This is a genomic window from Larkinella punicea (genome assembly GCF_003334855.1).
GTDB lineage: Bacteria > Bacteroidota > Bacteroidia > Cytophagales > Spirosomataceae > Larkinella > Larkinella punicea.
Window position 1 is genome coordinate 104,232 of record NZ_QOWE01000021.1, and the last position, 18,720, is coordinate 122,951.

An 18,720-nucleotide genomic window follows, 5' to 3' on the forward strand; every position below is an offset into this window, starting at 1 on the left:
TCGGCCTTAAAAACCGCTACGATCCCCCGCCCTTCGTATTCTTCTGGTCATCATTCGTAATCTTCCGACCGCTGCCGGTTTTGAAAATGCTGCCGAATTCCCAGTTCAGCGAAAGGCGGACCGAGCGCATCAGATACCGGTTACGAACGGTGCTTTCAAAGTCGGTCGCGCGCATGAATTCCGTCTGGGCCCGATAGCTGCCGAACGGGCTGACGGTCGTGAGCGTGACGGTCAACTTGCGGGTCGGCAGCTCTTTTTTGGCGGAAAAGCTGTAATAAAACCAGTCGCCTTTATACCCCTGTAAGGTCACACTTCGGGCATCATAGTCGGTGTAAGCCTGGACGCTGAAGTGGTTCGGCAGTTTCCAACTGCTGTTGACGTTGATTCCCCACGCCAGTCCGTCGTTGCTGATCGCCAGGGCGCCACTGCGGAACCGGGCGTAGCGAACATTGGCATTGCTGTTGACTTTCCAGCCCGGCAGCAGCGAGAGCGATGTGGAGAGGTTGATCCCATATTGTTGGTTCGACGCCAGGTTCTGCCGGGTGATCGTAGCGATGCCCGCCGGGTCGATCTGCACCACGCTTTCGATGGAATTGTTGGTTTCCCGACCGAACAGGGACGCATTGAGAAAGAAATCCGCGTCGGTTTGCAGCGCATAAGTCAACTCCACCTGGTTGACTTCCTCCGGCCTGAGCGAAGGATTACCGATCACGATGTTTTTGGGGTCCTGCGCATTCCGGTTGGGATTCAGATCCCAGATCGAAGGCCGTGAAATGCGTTTGGTGTAACTCAGTGCCACGTTGTTGCTGGCATTCAGCTTTTTAAATAAAGTTGCGCTCGGAACAACGTTCCAGAAGTCGTTGCTGAACGTGGTGTTAAGATTCTGCTGGCGACCGTTGAGGAACGTTCCTTCCAGCCGCATTCCCGCGTGCAGTGCCCAGCCGTTCTGTCCTTTGAACTTAACCTGGCTGTAAGCCGCAGCCACATTTTGGGTATACTGGAAGCGATCGCTGCGCGAAGTGACCGGCACGAGCTGGGCCGGGTTTGCATCGCTCCTGGCCTGTACCTGATACGTACTGCGGTTGTCGCGCAGGATCAGTTTGGCCCCGCTTTCCAGCGCGTGTTTGCCGCTGGCCGAAAAAGGAAGAATATAATCCGTCTGAAACGTCCACTCCCGGTTTGCATTGCGGTTTTCGTTGACTTCCCGGTACATCAGCGTCCGGTCGGCATTCGTCTGACGCGCATCATAATCGTAGTCATCCGCCGAGTTGGTATGCTGGGCCATCAGGTATAACTCCTCGCCCGGTTTTTTGAATTTGTGGGTATAGCCCAGGTTCAGGTCAATACCACGATGGGGCGATTGCGTAGTCACGTTTTGGCGGAAATCTTCCAGGATGGTTTCGTCAGCCGCAAACCGCCGGTTGTGCTGCTCGCTGTTGTCGGGCCAGTTTCCCAGCCAGCCGTTGGCCGAAAAGTGAAACAGGTTGGCGGCATTGGGCGTAAACTCGATTTGCAGGTCTCCAGACCCGTGGGGCTTTCCGTTGTCCCGCACCACATCCTGCTGAATCCGACCGGTTTTTGCCCCGTTTTCAAACGTCAGCCGGTCGAGGGTCACTTCCTCCCGGTTTCGAAACCGGTGAATATGGAGGTACGAACTGATGGTCCATTGGTCGCGGTTGATCGAAATACGCGGGTTCACGGCCTGTTCCAGGTTACCGGCCACGGCTTCCACGGTGCCGCTCACCTTCTGCTGTCCTTTTTTGGTGATGATGTTGATCACACCCGCAGCACCCTCCGCATCATACCGCGCCGATGGACTGGTGATCACTTCCACGGATTTGATCGAATTGGCGGGCATCATGTTCAGCGCATCGGCCGCACTCCGCGCCATTTGTCCCGAATATTTCCCGTTGATGAGGATGCGCAGATTGGAGTTCCCCCGCATCGTCACATTACCCGCAGCATCCACGTTCAGGATCGGAGCTTTCCTGAGCACGTCGGCGGCTGTTCCGCCCTGGTTGCTGATGTCTTTTTCGGCATTGTAGATCAGCATACCCGGCTGTTGCTCCACCAGTTGACGCGTGCCCGTTACGGTGACGGCATTCAACTGCCGGGCTTCGGGTTTGAGGTAAAGCATACCCGTTTCAACGACGGGCGATTCCGGGCTAACCGAAAAAGGAATATTTTTCGACGCATACCCCAAAAAGGTCAGATTCAGGAAATAGGAGCCTGCCGAAAGGTCGGCGGATTTGAACACCCCATTTTCGTCGGAGTAGGTAAGCGCCACAATCTTTTTCTCCGAATTCAGGATCCCGATGGTCGCAAACTCGATCGGTTTCCGGCTGATCGAATCCATGAGCGTACCTTTGACCAGATAAGGCGCGGTACTTTGGGCGTTGGCAGACGTTAAATAGATGAAGAAGGCAAGTACAAAAAAGAGGGGGTTATACTTCATGACGAATGGCAATGGTACGCGGAACGGGTTTGTTTTTTTTCCGAAGGCCGAATCCCTGGCGGCCCCACCAGATGTAAAAACCGGTAATGGGCAAACTGGCACAGATCAGACTGGCAATAAAGTAGATTATCTTGGTGGGCAAATTCCCGATTGCGCCCACGTGCAGCGCATAGTTGGTGCGCCGGAGCCAGTCGGCAAAGCCAAGCTGGTCGATCTGCACGCCCGTCGAGGGTAATTCACGGAGCGTGTACTGGTCGAGGTAAATGTCGCGCCAGGCGCCTTTGTCCATGTCGGTACAGACGTAAATCGCATCGGCGGGTTTGCTCGGAAACGAAATGATGATCGCATCTTTGTTGTAGACGCCCAGTTCTTCCATCCCCATTTTGAACGCCCGATCCACGTTGACCAGGCGGTTTTGGGGTGCCATCTGCGTGGTATCCGACACGCCCCGCTGATAGGGAGCTGGCGAACCACCGCCCGATGTCAGCCAGTAGACGCCTTTGTTGAACCAGGCAAATCCCATCACCAGCCCGGTGATGGTCATGATCAGGGCCACGATCAGCGCGTAAAAGCCCAACACATTATGCAGGTCGTAATTAAGCCGCTTAAACCGCGCTTTCCACTTGATTTTAAAGCTCTTATCCCGGTTGCTGCGGTTCCATTTTCGGGGCCACCACAAAATCAGCCCGGTGATCAGCAACACGAAAAAAATCAGCGTCGCCCACGACACGATCTGATGCCCCACTTCCCCTTCGATCCAGAGACCGACGTGACCGTCCAGGATAAAGTGAAAGAAATCTTCATGATCGACAATACCCGCCACCTCCGCCGTATACGGATTGACATAAACCAGCGAATCGGCATCAATCGTCACTTTGGCCGTCCGTTCATGACCATAATACCAGATGCTGGACACCTTTTTATCAGGGAACACGGTTTTCATACTCCGGTAAATCGCCGATGGCGGCAGGTAGGCCGCCCCGGCGGGCCGTTTCGCGTTTTGCCAGGGTTGGATCAACGGCTTGAGTTCCTGCTCGAACACGAGAATGCAGCCGGTGAGGGCCACGATGACGACCACGATCCCCGATGCCAGCCCCAACCACAAATGGAGCCAGGCGTTGATTTTTTTCAAGATCAATATCATGGTAGTGTTGACTTGAACGATGGATTAAATTTTTCATTTTCTGCCCCCAACCCCCTAAAGGGGGCTTTCAGACCCGGATAATTTAGCCCCCTTTAGGGGGTTGGGGGCAGAAAATTGTTATTTCGTTTTTTCGAGTCGCAGAATGTAGTCGATACCCCCTACGAATTCGGCACCGGGCGTCAGCTTGTCGGCCGCGACGTCATACTCCCAGATGTAGTCTTTGTCAGCCGCATTGACGGCGATGTAGGCTTTGCCATTTTCCATGACAATGGCCTGCACCATGCGCTCGCCCTTGTCGGCAGGCAGCGCCAGTTTTTTGATAAAGGTTCCGGTTTTGACATCAATCAGCGAGAACGAATGATCGGCGTCGATGGACTGGCCCGCAACCCGGGTGCGAACGATGGCCTTGCCGTTGCCGACATACCACATGGCCGCCCCCATTTCCATGTTGACTTTGGACGAAAAGTTGAAGTAATACGACGGGTCCAGCGTGGTGGTGCCGCTTTTGATCCGGTAAATCGCCGAGGGTGATTTGTAATCGTAGTTAAAAACCGGGTCGGTCATGAAGTAAATGTCACCGGTTTCATCCTGAAACGACGCCGGGGCGTAGACGGTTGGGCCACCCGGATTGGTCGTTCGGGCATCCGTCATCGTGCTTTCGACGGTCATCGCCGGATAGTTGATCACCGACACATTGAGCTGCTGATAGACCGGCATATTCGGATACAGCGTAAAGTCAGACGAAGCGACGCTATAGCCCAGAAAAATCTTACCGGCGCGGTATTCCGCAAAGCCCATGGCGTATTGGTCGAAACCGGTCGGGAAGGCCGGCAAATCGAGTTTGCCAGTCGTGACAGTCATGTCGGTCACTTTGATGATGGCGTAGCGACCTTCGGTTTTGCCCGCGTTTTCGCCGGTGCCGAAAATCACCAGCGTCTGCGCGTCGGCCCAAACGTAAGAACTCCAGTTGAGGTACGTAAACGGCACCTCTTTATCAACCAGCAGGGCACCGTTTTCGACGTGGTATTTACCCAACCGGCCGCTGCCGAAATTGGCATGGTAGTAAAAACCGTCCTTCTGGATCACGTCCTGCGCATACACTTTGCCGGTCATTTCCGCACCGTTGCCTTGCAGACTGATGGTGCCGGAGGTCAGCGAAGGCACATCGGCGATGTAATAAGCGGTATTGGGCCACGAACCCACACACAGAATCGCGGAATATTGACCCGCTTCGACGACGGGTTCGGTCACGTCATCCTTGCTGCAACTGTTCAGAGTCAAGGCCAGCAAGGCAATCAGGATGGTTTTGACTGGGTAATTGAGTAATCGGCTCATTGAGGTAGTGATTGAAAAATTGGACGGTTTTATTTAAGAAAATAGCGGAGCTTCACCGAGAAGGCACGACCCGGTTTTTGCAGGCGGAAATTGTCGAAGGCCAGGGCGTCGGTCAGGTTGCGGCTCTCGGCGGAGAGGTTGTAGCGGCCGTTTTTGAACGAATAACTCAGCGTCGCGTTGTGGATCAGTTGATTCGGAATGGTCGATTTCCCGTTCACATTGCCGAACGCTTCCCAGGTCAGGTAAAACCAGTGTACGTACTGGGTGTACCAGTTGAATTGCAGGCGGGTATCGTTTCCAAACACGTTGTTTTTGCCAATACTCAGGTTCGCATTGCCAAAAAGCCAGGGCTGGTTCGGGATCTTGTTTTTATACGTAGCCTCGTAAGTAGTCGATGCGGTATTGCCGAATTTGGTCATGTTGACCGCACTCTGGTAGGTCGCATTGACATTGACCGAAAGCAGATCGGCATAGTCGTACCGCAACTCGGCTTCAAAACCGGTGACCTTCACACTCGACTTGTTTTCGTTTTTCAACGCCTTCGACCGCTGATCCGGCACGGGATAAATAAAATCCTGCGCATCGCGGTAAAACGCGGAAGCCTCCGCAAAAAAGCGGTTTTTGTTGATCCGAAAACCGTAGTAACCGCCCAGGTTGGCATTGTAGCTGCTTTCCGGTTTGAGGTCGGGGTTCGGCTGGATGTTCAGACCATCACCAAAAACCTCCTCCACTTCCTGCAAACGGAACGCCCGTTCGAGCGATAGTTTAACGCCCAGATCCGGCAGCACTTTGAAGCGGGAAGCAAGGCCATAACCGTATTTATTGAATTGGGTGTTCAGGGTCTGATAGCCCAGGTCGACCCATTTCTTTCGCTCCAGCCCCAACCCGTAGTATTTGGCAAAAAAGGTGTTGGTCCACCGTTTGTCCAGAAACTCCTGCTGATAGGCAAAGCCGAGAATCTGCTTGTTCATGGCGCCCGGCATATCATCCCCGGAAGTCTGCAAGGCATTGAAACTCTCGTTTTTGAGGTGGTCGAGGGTATAATTCAGGTTAAAGGAATGCTGGTCGTTCAGCACGTAGCTGAGGTTGGCGCGCACAAAACTCCGGGGGCGGACGATGTGCGAAACCGACCGGATCGACCCCATTTCGCTGGCTCCTTTCGCCGTCCAGGCACCATCCCAGTAGTATTGCCGGAACAGCGTATCGGCGGTAATGTAGGTATCCTTTGATCGCGAGGCAAACAGGCTCAGATCCAGCCCTTTCACGAACAGATTATTCTTTTTATACCGAAGCGTCGCATTGGAAGCTGTGCTTTTTCGGGTCACATTTCCGTAGACAATCGCCTGCTCGAAACCGGTTTGCAGATCCTGCCGCCCTTCCGAATAGCCAAAACCGGCGTAGAGGACATCCGCCCAGCGTTTGTTGGAAATACCGACTTCCACCTGCCCCATCGCCGACTGGTAGTTGTCGTGAAACCGGCGCACATCGGTCACGACGAAATTGGCACCCGTCAGGTCGGTGATTTCGTTCCCGTTGCGCTGTCCGCCCCGGAGAATTTCCACCCCTTTCATTTTGTAGTTGTTGTCCGAGTAATTGTAAAAACCGCTGGCTTTGACGGTGATGCCGGTCGGCTGGTGCACATATTGCCCCGTCAGCGCCGAGCGGTGCGTATTGAACGAGCCGTAGCTATGGCTGACGTCCAGGTAGTTGCGCTGGTTCTGGTTGGTGATTACGTTCACGGCCCCGCCCATCGCGTCGGAACCCAACTGGACGGGAACCACGCCTTTATAGACTTCGATGCGTTCGGCCAGGTTGACGGGAATGGTGTTGAGCGAAACCGCGCTGCCCAGCAACTCCAGCGGGACGCCGTCGATAAAATATTTGACCGCCTTGCCCGACAGCCCGTTGATCGAAAAATTAAAATTGGAGCCTAAACCGCCCTGCTCCCGGATGCGCACGCCGGTGCTGCGGTTGAGGACCTGATTGAGGTCGGCGGTGGTGTTGGCAAATTGTCTGGTTTCAATCGCGTTGACCGTAAAGGCCTGCTCCTTCACCTGCTGGGTTTCGGTTTTTCCGAACACATTCACTTCCTGCAACTCCTCCCGGTTTTCCGATAGTCGAACCGTCAGAACCAGCGGTTTGTCGGCTTTGATCACGATTTTTTCGGAAACCGGGTGGTAACCTACGGCGGAAATCGTGAGCGTGTAGCTGCCGGGTTTGGGGGCCGGAAAGGAATAGAAACCGTCGGCATCGCAGGTGGTGCCGTGCGGGGTGTTTTTAACGGCCACCGTTGCGCCGGGAATTGCGCCACCCGATTCGGATTTGACATAGCCCGAAATCACGGCGGTTTTTTGCGCAGCAACCGGGATTGAAAGAAACCAGAGAGCCGTAACGAATGTGTACAGGAGAAGTTTGCCAGCTTGCATTGACTGATCTAAAATGGGGTATCAATCAATCAGTAGCGTTACCGGCCTATTCCCGAAGGTTGGGTTGGAAAAAAAGTAAAAATTAGTCGGAGAGAGAATTCAGCCGTTCCAGCCGCAAAACATAATCGACCTGGGCGTCGAAGTGGAGTCCCTTGCGGAGTGAGCCGGTTTGGGGGTCGTAAATCCAGACGTAGCTCCCTTCGGTGTTGGGATTGACGGTAATGTAAACCAGACCGTTTTCGACCAGAATGCAGTTGCGGGCGGTTCCTTTATCGAGTGGCAGGTTCAGACGCGATGTGGTTTGCCGAGCCAGATCCAGCACGTAAAAATCAAAATGGGGAATCAGGTAATGGTCCTGCATTCCCTTAAAAAGCCCCTTCCGCTCGGTGCGGACAATGGCTTTGCCGTTGCCGATGGACCAGAAACCGTAGCCGTGGTTCTGAATCGGCGAAGCCGACAGGTTGAAAAAATAATCCCGATCGAGTGAGCCGTCGGCTTTGTTGATGCGGAAAATACCGGTCGGTTTGGATGGATGATCACCCAGCGCAATGCCCGGACACGAGATAAAATAGAAATCGCCTTTCTCGTCGGTAAAAGAATGCGACTGCCGGGTATTGATGCCGCCGGGATACGCCGAGCGGGTGTCTTTGAAGGTGCGGACGGTTTTCAGGCCGGGGTACGTCAACTCGGTAATGTACATCGTATCGCTGGTGGTGTAGGTGTTCAGGCCGATCTTGTGATACGTATAACCCAGGTACAGATTGCCCTTCAAAAACGTGGAAAAGCCGATGGTCATGTTATTAAAACCGCCCGTCGGTGCCGGGATGTCAAGAATTCCCTCAATCGCCTTCATCGGGTCGAGGGTGATTTTGGCGTAGCGTAGCTTCGTGTTTTTAGAATCGTGACCCAGAATCAGCAGGGTATCGCCGAGCCAGGTGTGATTATCAACGGCCCAATTGCCAGTGAGCGGCAGAGAACCGGTTTGTGTATACGCCTTGTTTTCAACGACATGTCGCAGAAACTTTCCGGTTTTCCAGTCGAGCCGGTAATAGTGATTCTGATGAACGATCAATTCGTAAAAAATCCGGGAAGGCACTACTTTGGCACCCTGAACCAGCGGGTCGATGTGGCCGGAGTCGATGCGATCGGTTTGAACGAGATACTCCGTCCCGTCTTTCATCATCACATACAGGCTGTATTTTTTTTGGACGCCCGGATCGTTACCGGTTTTTTTAGGGGCACAGCCGACCAGTTGAACCAGCCCCAACAGCAGCAACCACGCACCCAAACCGTTCCAGGAGTTTCCCTTCATACCGTGTTCTCAAATATCAAACTGCATCATCAGTTGCCGCTGCATCAAAGGCGGCAGGCCCGTGAGAGAGCCTTGTGGAAGAATGATCACCTCGTTCGGATTGGCGGCATTGCCGTAGTTCAGGGCAATGTAATTCTGGCCTTTTTTCAGGATCCTTTTCTCACTTTTCTCGTCAGGCCGGGCGCAAATCCCCTGGATCGTCAACTCGATGTCGCGGTTGGGGTTGATCATCATCGCACCGCAAAAATCGATTCGCCCGGTTTCGTGATTGATTTCCACATTGCTTTTCGGACCAATAGCGATCGAGTATGCGCTTTCGTGCAGGTTTTGGTTGGCGGTATCGGACACGTTATTGACCACAATCACCCCGCTGTCAGCCTCCCGGTTTTTGAGATAAAAAACCGCAACACCGGCCAGACAAATCAGAAGGACAGCAGCCGCCTGTCGCCAGAAGGGCCTGAAAAAAGCCAGAACCGCCGGTTTTTGCCGGGACGGAAGCACCGTCGCAATTTCGTTCCACATCTCCTCCCGGATCTCGAACTTGCTTTCGCCGGTGGGCAGTGGCAGGGTCGGTTCTGTGGTAGCCTCATCATCGAAAAGCCAGGCTTCGACCGCCTTTTTTTCGTCGGGCGTGCAGTGTCCGCTGTGGTATTTTTCGATAAGTTCCTTACTAATCTTCATGAATGCACTTTCGGCAAAAGAACTGCTTTTGGTAAAAGTAGCATAAATCAGGATATACCGTAAGCCGGGAAAAAAACTAGGTGAGGTATTCGGAAAGATTTGTTTTCAAGGTTGAGAGCGCGCGGGTGATGTGGTATTCGACGGCCCGTTCCGAAATCAGTAGCGAAGATGCAATTTCTTTGTTGGATAAACCCTGCTCACGGCTCATTTTAAACACATTCCGGCACTGGCAAGGCAGGGTGTCGACCAGACCGATGACCTTTTCTTTCAGGCTGTTGTAGAGCACGTCGTTTTCGGTGCAGTTGGCCGCGGCACAGTCGTAGTCAACAGCTTCCTGGGCGTGTTCCTGCCGGATCTTGCTGTTTCTGAGGTACTCAAAAACCTTGAATTTGGCCGAGCGGAGCAAATACCGTTCAATGGAAACCGTGATTTCCAGTTCGTCACGCCGTTCCCAGAGCGACTTGAAAATGTCTTGCACCATTCCTTTGGCGACCTCCCGATCGCGCAGGTTGTTGTAACAGACCCCGAAAACCTGCTCCCAATGCCGCAAATACACCTCCCGAAACGATTTTTCGTCGATTTTAAAAGGGGCGGTATGCGGCTGCGCTTCGGGCATTGAATGCGGAGAAAGCGCAAATATAAGCCCTCACTTTGTTTTTATATAGATTAATTCTAAATAGTTTACTTCTTTTTGATTTTCAGTGCATGATTGGTCATTCACCCACTCAAAGGTACTTTTTCAGGTAGGCAATGATACGCGGCCAATCCGTGGGCAGAACGGCATGGCCTCCCTCGTGCATAAAATACCCCAGGTGATTCATCAGCAAAGACGTATCCTCCGCCGGGGGCATGACGGTGGTTTCCGGAGCGGTTTTTCCGAAAAGCTTATAGACCGGGGCCGCGGCCACTGCCGACAGAAATTCCCCTTTTGGGTCCGACCAGTAATCCGTGCTGCCGGTTTGGAGGAGTAAAGGCCGGGGAGCCATCAGAGCAACCAGCACATGCCCATCAATCGGTAAGCTGTTCACCTTGTCAGAGTAGGTATGGTAGTTGGCAGCAAACTGGTACAGATACCGCGAGGGATCGGTAATATGCCCGATGGTTTCTCCGAAATTGCGTCGGCTCAAAGCCGCCCCTCCTTCGCCCGAAATGCTGGCGACCACCACCTTAAACCGGGTGTCATGAATGCCTGCCCAAAGAACCGCCTTCCCCAAACGGGAAGCGCCCTGAAGGGCAATGCGGGTCGCATCAATCTGTTTATCCGTTTCAAAGTAATCCATCGCCCGGCTAAGTCCCCAGGCCCAGGCCGAAATCGCTCCCCACTCATTGGCAGCCGGTCCGGTTTGATTCGGTTTTAAATACGTTTTTCTAATACCGTACTGAATCCCCTCCTTAAAATCCGGTTCAATATCTCCGTAATACACGGTGGCAAAGCCCATTCCGGCCTCCAGAAACTGCTCCACATTTAGTTTGCCAAAGGGAGTCGGTTTGTCGGCCCGAACCTTTTTGCCTTCTCTCGACCAGATCGTACCAACCCGCAAGCCCGGATCATCGATGATCTGATTGTAAGCCGAAAAAGAAATATTCATCAACAGAGGCACCGGTTTTTTGACCGCGCTCGGCAGGTAAATCACCAGATTCATCTTGTGGTCGGCTGTATCGCTGGTAAAATACACGACCACCTGCTTCCGAATCGCCTTGCCATTGAAAACCGACGTTCCCGGATCAACTGCGTGAAACCGCATTGCCTTCGGGCGCGGGGGCATTTTTCCAAACTGGATTTCCTCCACGAGCTTGAGGAGTTCCGGTCGCCGTTTTCGGGTCCAGACCTTTGCATTCGTAACCTTTTGACCATCAGCACCCGTCAATAAATCAGGAAGCTCGTACGAACCAACGGAGTCTTCCTGATAATTGACGGGAATCCCGGCCACCAGCGTTGGCCGGTTAGCGGCTGGCTGTTGCGCCAGAGCCGCCAGCGAGAACGCCATCAAAATGAGTACGGTTAACGGTCTTTTCATCGTTTCAGGAGATTACCTGGTAAAGACCATTCGTCCGGGAAACTACCGAAGTCGTTTTGGGCTCACCAGCGGGTTCCCCCTACTGTTTCACGGTTGCAGCAGCGGGTGTCGCTTCCAGCACCCGAACCGGCCCCAGAAGCCCCGACGGCAGCAGGGGCGAATCGGCCCGATAGAACGGCATGGTGGTGAACGTGATCTTGCTGGTCACAGCAGGCTGGGCGTCACCGATCAGGCGATTTACCCAGAGGTTCGTCACCTTGACTTGTACGGTATTGCGACCGGGTTTCAGCGCCTGCGTGATGTCGATGCGGAACGGTTTTTTCCAAACCGTCCCCACAATCTTGCCGTTGACAATCACCTCGGCGATGTTCTTCACCTCGCCCAGATCCAGGATATATGACGCATTTTTCGTTACCTTCGGCACATCGAATACATTGTCGTACGTGGCCGTTCCGGAGAAGTATTTAACGCCCGGATCGGTATTTTCCGTCAACGACGCCAGTGTGTTGAACGTGGCCTGCGCGGGAGCGCCCCTCCCCTCCTGAAAGGCAACTTTCCAGGCACCCGTCACACTGACAACGGGTGATTCCGTGACGGCGGGTTTGGTGAAGGACGTTACCGTCGCCTTATCGCGGAAAACGATAAAATACGCTTGCCACGACTCGAATTGGAGCGGTACAATGGTACGTCCGTCCTTGATCTGGTACGACACTTTCTCGGTTTTGCCCGTTTCTGGATTCCATAATTCCGGCACTTTTCCCGTCACCCGGAAACTGACCGTGGCCTCGTTCGGATTGTCGCTGCGGTTATCGAGCCAGTAGAGATCAGTGTCGGCGGTTTGGCGGTGGACATACAATACTTTCGAACTGGCTCCGGAAATGTCCACATCTTTCGGAACGTTCATCTCGCTTAAAACCGCATCCACCGGTTTGGTCGAGACGTTCGGATGGGTCCAGATTTGATTCACCAGGGCCGTAAACTCTGCCGAACGCGGCCCGGCCGGATTGTCGCTCAGGCTGGGAGAACGCTCGGGCTTGACACCCGCTATTTTCATCCCCGCTTTAACCAGTTCACCGAGTTTTTTCAACACGGGCAACGTCATGGTTCTTGCCGACGAGTCCAGCACCATCAGGCGGTATTGCTGACCGCCCGGCGTCACCATCTTTCCGCCTTCCACCCGCAGTGCGCTCTTCACCACCGTAGCATTGGCAAAATCGAAGGCATAACCGTCCGGAATGGCGGGCAGTTTCTGGGTAAATAACTGGGTGATGTTGTTGTTTTCCCCGTAATAATAAAGCACATCCACGACCGGTTTGCCCTGCTGGAGCAGGAAGCAACTCCGGCCCAGGTAGCTCATCCAGACGCTGGCCTGCTCGGCCCAGGTTTCCTGCCGGGTAAAATACTGCCCGAAAGGCCCGAGCGAAATACCCGGTTTTTTATCATCCAGCGGCTGATGCACCGACGTGTGTACGACAAAGCGGTTTAGCCCCGACGCCATTTCCAGATCGGCGGTGCGTTTCAGTTTCTCGGGATGCCAGCTAAACGCATTGCCAACGGAAGTCATCGACTCGGCAGCCACCAGATTCTGCCCATAAATGTGCGCCACCGAAGCCGCTTCCCGAATGTCGGCTTCGCTGCGAACTTCCTCGTCGGCACCACCGGCCAGACTACCCGGCGTCCACATGGCCGACATCGGCACATCGGCTTTCCGCTTTACATCCATGCCGTCTGCTAAAAAAATCCGCCCCCCTTCGTGCGATTCCGTATACCGTTTCATACCCCGCACTTTCAGCGCTTCGCCAATGACTTCGTAGTGGTTTTCAACGATCAGCTCACCGATGGTTTTCCGGAAATCCCACAAAAATTTCTCGCTGGCTTCGGCGCTATTCACCACGCGGCCCGTCAGCACCGGTAGCCAGGGTTTGATGTCGTAGCCGCGTCGTTTCAGAAACTCTTCGGGCATGGCTTTGGTCCAGGTCATGTGACCCGCTTCGTAGCTGTCCAGCACCATGTATTGCAGTCCCTGCGCGCCCATCTGGCCCCCGGTAGCCTCCTTGTACATGTCCAGATAGGTATCGATGTATTTCCGAACGGCAACGTTGTCGAGCTTATCGACTTCCAGACCGGTGGCTTCGGGCGAAGCGGGGTGGTTGTTGCGGCCCGTCAGCGAATAACCCAGTCGCATGACCACCCAGTCTCCACCGGTCGGCGGTGTCCAGTTCAGCGTTCCGTCGGCACTCATTTTGGCGGTCAGATCCACCACATCCTGGGTCGGAATGGCGTCGGCATCGGTTTTTATGAGCGAGTGCGTGCTTTCTTTCCACGGATTAAAACCGGCTTTTTCTTCAAACAGGTCCACCCGGTCGGTGTTATGCAGCACCAGTTCAGCCACCGGCACACCCTCCGGTTTGCCCGGAGCGGCACTTCCGCCCATCATTGCCGCAAACGGATTGCCCTGGGGTTCCAGGGTTTTAAACGTAACCCGGAAGTACTTGGCGGTGGTGGGCAAAATGCTCATCGTGTTCTGGGGAACCGTACTGCCCCGAATCACCACCACATCCCGGAAATTGACACCGTCGTCGCTCACTTTCAGCGCCCGGTTGTCGGGCGCTCCTCTAAATTCGGCCAGTGCGCCCCCGCTGGTGGCGCCCACAATGGTAAGCGCCTTGACCGTCTGCGGGCTGTCGAACGCGTACTGAATCCACATGTCCTGACCCACTTCCATTGGCGGCAGCATCGTAGTTTTTGCCAGATCACCGTCGGTCAGGTCGGCGAGGCTGAACGTTCCGCCACTCGACGTGATTTTCGGATTGAGCGAAGCCAACGATTTCTCAGCCGCCGGCAGTCGATAGGCGATTACCGCAGCATCGGCGTAGTAGTTTTGCGGTTTTCCCGCCGAACCGCCGAGCATGGCGGCACCGAGCGGTACGTTCTGGAAATTGCCGGTCGTGTTCGGTGGTTGGGGAAGTTTCCCCGAAAACGGCTGACCGCCCGGAACGCGGGTTTCCGTCCAGACGTACTTTTTCATGCCATCGCTGGCAGGCACCCACGGGCCACCCGTCACGCTCCAGCCCGGCGATCCGGCAATGGCCATTTCCAACTGGAGTTTCTGGGCCAGATCGGTGGTGTGTTTGAAGGCGTCTTTCCATTCGGGGGTCATAAACACCAGCTTTTGGGGCGTCACGGCGGGCGTAAACAGGCTGGCGTCAAAATTCTGAAAACCGCCGATGCCGATGCGGTTCATCCATTCCAGGTCTTTGGTGATGCCTTCTTTGGTGATGTTGCCATTCATCCAGTGCCACCACACGCGGGGCTTGGCAGCATTGGGCGGGGTCTGAAAGCCTTTTTGGAGCGCGGAAGGCTGCGCAAAGGCCAAAGCCGGGAGCAGCCAGGCCAGAACCGTCATTTTTTTCATAGAGATTGGTCGTTGGGGTATCAGGCGGTGAGCCATACGGACTCTTCCCGGTGCGAAAAGTCCGTATGGTACAATTATTACTTATCACCTTTGAAAGACATGCCCTGAACCTCAAGGGTTAACGACGTAACTTTTTTGTCGGCACCACGGCTGAATTTGAACACGGTGTTATTTCCGCCTTTAAATTCATCGGCTCCCGGCCCGGGCGTGAGCTCGCCTTCCTTATCACCCGCCTTCATGGACAGCCGTCCTGCTTTGGGGGTAATTTCGATGTACTCAAAAGGAAGCCCGGACATCTTGTATTTCCCCGCATACGCTTCCAGATCCTGGGATTGACCTGATGCCGCAGACGCTGGCGTCGAAGCCGGTTTTGCGCTGGTTTCCGCCGACTGACGCGTTTGGAACTCCAGATCGATCACCACGAACAGCGACTGCCCGGCGGGGGCTTTGTCGTTTTTAAAGACTAGATACACATCGTGAAGACCCGTAGCGCCCGACAGTTTAGCCACCACCGGCGGGGGCATGCTGGTGACACTCCCTCCCTCACTCGGAGAAATGAAGGCGGTTTCGCCGACGAGTTTGCCGGTTGGTTCATCCAGCCGCACCTCGATCGTGCCACCGGCTGCGTTCAACTGGGATTTCGGTGCCGAAGCGGTAAATTTGATCTGTTCGATACCGGTTAAATCCAGGTTGCTGAACCCAATGCTGGAGTTTTTAACCGAGGCAATGATCACGGTGCCGTATTTCATGACGCCCTCGATCTTGTCGGCTTTCCCGGCGGGGAGCTTCGCACTGCGCAAAACCAGCGTTTTTTCGGCCGTAATCGCGGGAACACCGGAGTTGCCTTTGTCCCGATACGCAGCCCGAACCAGATACCGGCCTTCGCCCTTGTCACCCGCGGGCAGATTCATGGTATAACTTCCCTTGACCGGCAACGATGGAGACGCCTGCTTCTTTTCGGCCAGACTCAGAATGTAGCGCACCATTTCCTGCACATCGGCCTGGGCCAGTTGGGGGTGGGCACTCATGGCGACATCGCCCCAAGCGCCACTACCACCGGAGATCACTTTTTTGGCCAGACGCTCGGCTGCACCGGCTTCGCCTTTGTATTTCAGAGCAACTTGCTCATAAGCAGGCCCCACCGATTTTTTATCGACACTGTGACACGCCTTGCAATCGCTGCTCTCCATCAATTTCAGCCCTTTGACGACCTGCGCGGACGCATCGGCGCTGCGGTGCCCCTGCGCAATTTCGGCCAGATCGTAGCCTTCGGCTAAATAGTCGATATTGACAGCAACTTCGGCGGGTTTGATTTTTCCGCTCGCCAGACTACCATCTTCCTTATCCTGGACTTTTACTTCGTAGGCAAACGGTTGTCCCGGAAAGAAAAAGGTCTGGTTGCTGTTTTTGGTTTCGAACGTCAACACCGGTTCTTCATTACCGGCCATAATTTCCACCGTCCGGCTGCTGCTGCCGCCTTTGGCATCGGTTACCGTTAAGGTCGCTTTGTAAATCCCGGCTTTGTCGAAGCTGACGGTCGGGTTTGCCACCGGGAAGGTTCGTTTGGAGTTTCCAGATTGAGAAGTGACCGTCCAGCTATACCTCAACGCATCGTTGTCAAAATCCCTGGTGCCTTCCGACGAAAGCCGGGCTTTGAACGGTATTGATCCGCCTTTTTTGGACGTGGCTACCTGAACGAGCGGTTTGCGGTTGCCGCCGTTGTACTCGATGCGCACCAGCCGGGCGTCGTCGTTTTGCGTAAACCAGCCGCTGCCGTATTCCAGCATGTACAAATCACCTTCCGGGCCAAACTCGATGTCAACCGGATTGGAGAACTTATAGCTGGGCATCACCCGCTCCATCGACGCATAGTTTCCGTTCGCGTCCAGCGTCACCGCCATCAGCCAGCCGCGCATCCATTCGTAGATGATCAGTTTACCATCATAATAATCCGGGAAAGGCCGCTTTGCCTGGGTGAACTGGTCCCGGTGAAAAACCGGCCCGGCCATTGCCGAACGACCACCGGCTCCCATCAGCGGAAACTCTTTGGATTCGGCGTAGGGGTACCAGATGAAGGCTTTCTGCGCCGGTGGCAACTGGTTTAAGCCGGTGTTATTGACCGAATGATTGACCGGTTTTTCCGGATCATATAGCGCTCCGGATTGGCCGGTGGCAAAGTCATACTGGAAATAGGGTTTATTATCGCCCACAAAATACGGCCAGCCGTAATTCCCAGCTTTCCGCGCCTGCCCGATTTCATCCTGTCCGGCGGGTCCGCGCTTTTCGCCCGGTTGTCCCGCATCCGGACCAATATCGCCCCAGTAGAGAAAACCGGTTTTGGGATCTACCGAGATGCGGAATGGATTCCGGTGGCCCATCGTGTAAATCTCCGGGCGGGTTTTAGGGGTTCCTTTTGGAAAAAGATTGCCTTCCGGAATGGTGTAGGAACCGTCCGCTGTGGGATGAATCCGCAGGATTTTGCCGCGCAGATCGTTTGTGTTGGCCGAGGTCATCTGCGCATCGAAGGGCGACCGGCCGGGTCGTTCATCCGCCGGGCTGTAGCCGTTGGATTGCTGCGGATTGATGTTGTCGCCGGTCGACAGGTATAAATTTCCGTGGGCGTCGAAAGTCAACGAACCGCCCGCGTGACCGCTGATTTCGCGTTGCGTCGCCACGTCGAGGATGACTTTTTTGGAACTCATCACCAGTTCGTCGCCTTTCAACTCGTAACGGACCAGGCTATTTTTGGCTTCTTTTCCTTCGGGCGAATAATACAGGTAAATCCAGTGGTTCTGCGCAAAATGGGGATCTTTCGTCAGACTCAGCAAACCGCCTTCGTCTTCACCGACTTTTCCCTCCTTATCGGTGACTTTGGTGTTCACCGGAATATGGGCAATGAGGGTAATCTTACCGGTCGAGGGGCTGTAGAGTTTAACATTGCCCCGGCGTTCAACAAACAGTACGCGGTTATCCGGCAGCACGGTCAACTCCATCGGCTCGTCGAGTTTCTCGCCCAACACCACTTTTGAAAACCGGTTTTCTTCGGGCAGTCGTTTCGTTTTTGCTTTGGTATAATCCAGCGGTTTTGGCGAATCGCCCCCCATCGCGTAGTGCAACCCGGCCCCCAGGTGCTTCAAAAACAGCGGTTCCGAAAAGCTGGCATCCGTGTGGCCACCTGCTGTGTAGAACGAACGTCCGCCGTCAAACTCCTGGTACCAGGCCATCGGGTGATTGTCGCCATTGGTGCCGCCCTGATAGGTTTTTTCGTCGATGGTCATCAGGACGTGCAAAGCCGGGCTGATGTTTTTGAAGGAATAAAACTCGTCCTCCCGCTCCCAGCGCTCCGGCAGAAACCGGGTGGACGGGTGGTTTTTGTCTACCACCACAAAGGTTCCCTTCTGGATGTTGTTGGGCATGGGGTGGTTGGCAAACCAGGCGCCGGCCAGTTGATTGTACCAGGGCCAGTCGTATTCGGTATCCGTTGCCGAGTGAATGCCCATGTAGCCTCCTCCCGACTGGATGTAGCGTTCAAAGGCGTTCTGCTGCTGGGCATTCAGCACGTCGCCGGTGGTGCTCAAAAAGACGACCGCCCGGTAGCGTTTCAGATTTTCTTCGTTGAAGCGGCCCGCATCTTCCGTGGTATCGACAGCGAATCCCTGTTCCTTACCCAGTTGAAATAGGGCTTTCTGACCCGCCCCGATAGACGCATGACGAAAGGCCAGCGTTTTGCTAAATACCAGAATGCGGGGTGGGTCTTTGACGAACCCATACGACCAAAGTCCGGTGGCCAAAAAGCCCACCAACACAACCCCAGCCAACCAGCGGAGGGAATAAGGAATACGTTTTTTCATCGTTTTTGAATAGACTTATTGCCGTATAAAATTAAACTAATCTCTAAAGCGTAAATTTTACAGAATAAAGGTAGGGCACTTTT

The 18,720-nt window shown here is 54.3% G+C and carries 10 protein-coding genes; all 10 read right to left on the bottom strand.

Features of this window, described 5'->3' with window-relative positions; translation table 11 throughout:
* Positions 1–16: 16 nt before the first annotated feature.
* Complete coding sequence (locus DUE52_RS23110; RefSeq protein ID WP_114408437.1) at positions 17–2,455, bottom strand: TonB-dependent receptor; 2,439 nt, start codon at positions 2,453–2,455, stop codon at positions 17–19.
* The gene (locus tag DUE52_RS23115; protein ID WP_114408438.1) at positions 2,445–3,599 is read right to left on the bottom strand and encodes a PepSY-associated TM helix domain-containing protein; all 1,155 of its coding nucleotides are present in this window, start codon (positions 3,597–3,599) and stop codon (positions 2,445–2,447) included. The genes DUE52_RS23110 and DUE52_RS23115 overlap by 11 nt, the downstream gene beginning before the upstream one ends.
* 117 nt (positions 3,600–3,716) lie before the next feature.
* Positions 3,717–4,934 (bottom strand): DUF4374 domain-containing protein, encoded by a 1,218-nt coding sequence (locus DUE52_RS23120; protein WP_114408439.1) that lies wholly within the window; start codon positions 4,932–4,934, stop codon positions 3,717–3,719.
* Between the two features lie 29 nt (positions 4,935–4,963).
* Positions 4,964–7,360 carry a TonB-dependent receptor gene (locus DUE52_RS23125; RefSeq protein WP_114408440.1) on the bottom strand — a complete coding sequence of 799 codons (2,397 nt, stop codon included), beginning with the start codon at positions 7,358–7,360 and terminating at the stop codon, positions 4,964–4,966.
* 82 nt (positions 7,361–7,442) lie between these two features.
* Positions 7,443–8,672, bottom strand: a complete 1,230-nt coding sequence (locus tag DUE52_RS23130) for a DUF4374 domain-containing protein (RefSeq protein ID WP_114408441.1) — start codon at positions 8,670–8,672, stop codon at positions 7,443–7,445.
* Positions 8,673–8,681: 9 nt separating this feature from the next.
* On the bottom strand, positions 8,682–9,353 hold the full coding sequence (locus DUE52_RS23135) for a hypothetical protein (protein WP_114408442.1): 672 nt from the start codon (positions 9,351–9,353) through the stop codon (positions 8,682–8,684).
* A gap of 76 nt (positions 9,354–9,429) precedes the next feature.
* Positions 9,430–9,969, bottom strand: a complete 540-nt coding sequence (locus tag DUE52_RS23140) for an RNA polymerase sigma-70 factor (protein WP_114408443.1) — start codon at positions 9,967–9,969, stop codon at positions 9,430–9,432.
* 109 nt (positions 9,970–10,078) lie between these two features.
* Positions 10,079–11,371, bottom strand: a complete 1,293-nt coding sequence (locus DUE52_RS23145) for an alpha/beta hydrolase family protein (protein ID WP_114408444.1) — start codon at positions 11,369–11,371, stop codon at positions 10,079–10,081.
* A gap of 79 nt (positions 11,372–11,450) precedes the next feature.
* On the bottom strand, positions 11,451–14,786 hold the full coding sequence (locus tag DUE52_RS23150; protein ID WP_114408445.1) for a glycosyl hydrolase: 3,336 nt from the start codon (positions 14,784–14,786) through the stop codon (positions 11,451–11,453).
* A 77-nt stretch (positions 14,787–14,863) separates the two neighbouring features.
* Complete coding sequence (locus DUE52_RS23155; protein ID WP_114408446.1) at positions 14,864–18,637, bottom strand: ThuA domain-containing protein; 3,774 nt, start codon at positions 18,635–18,637, stop codon at positions 14,864–14,866.
* Between the last annotated feature and the right edge of the window lie 83 nt (positions 18,638–18,720).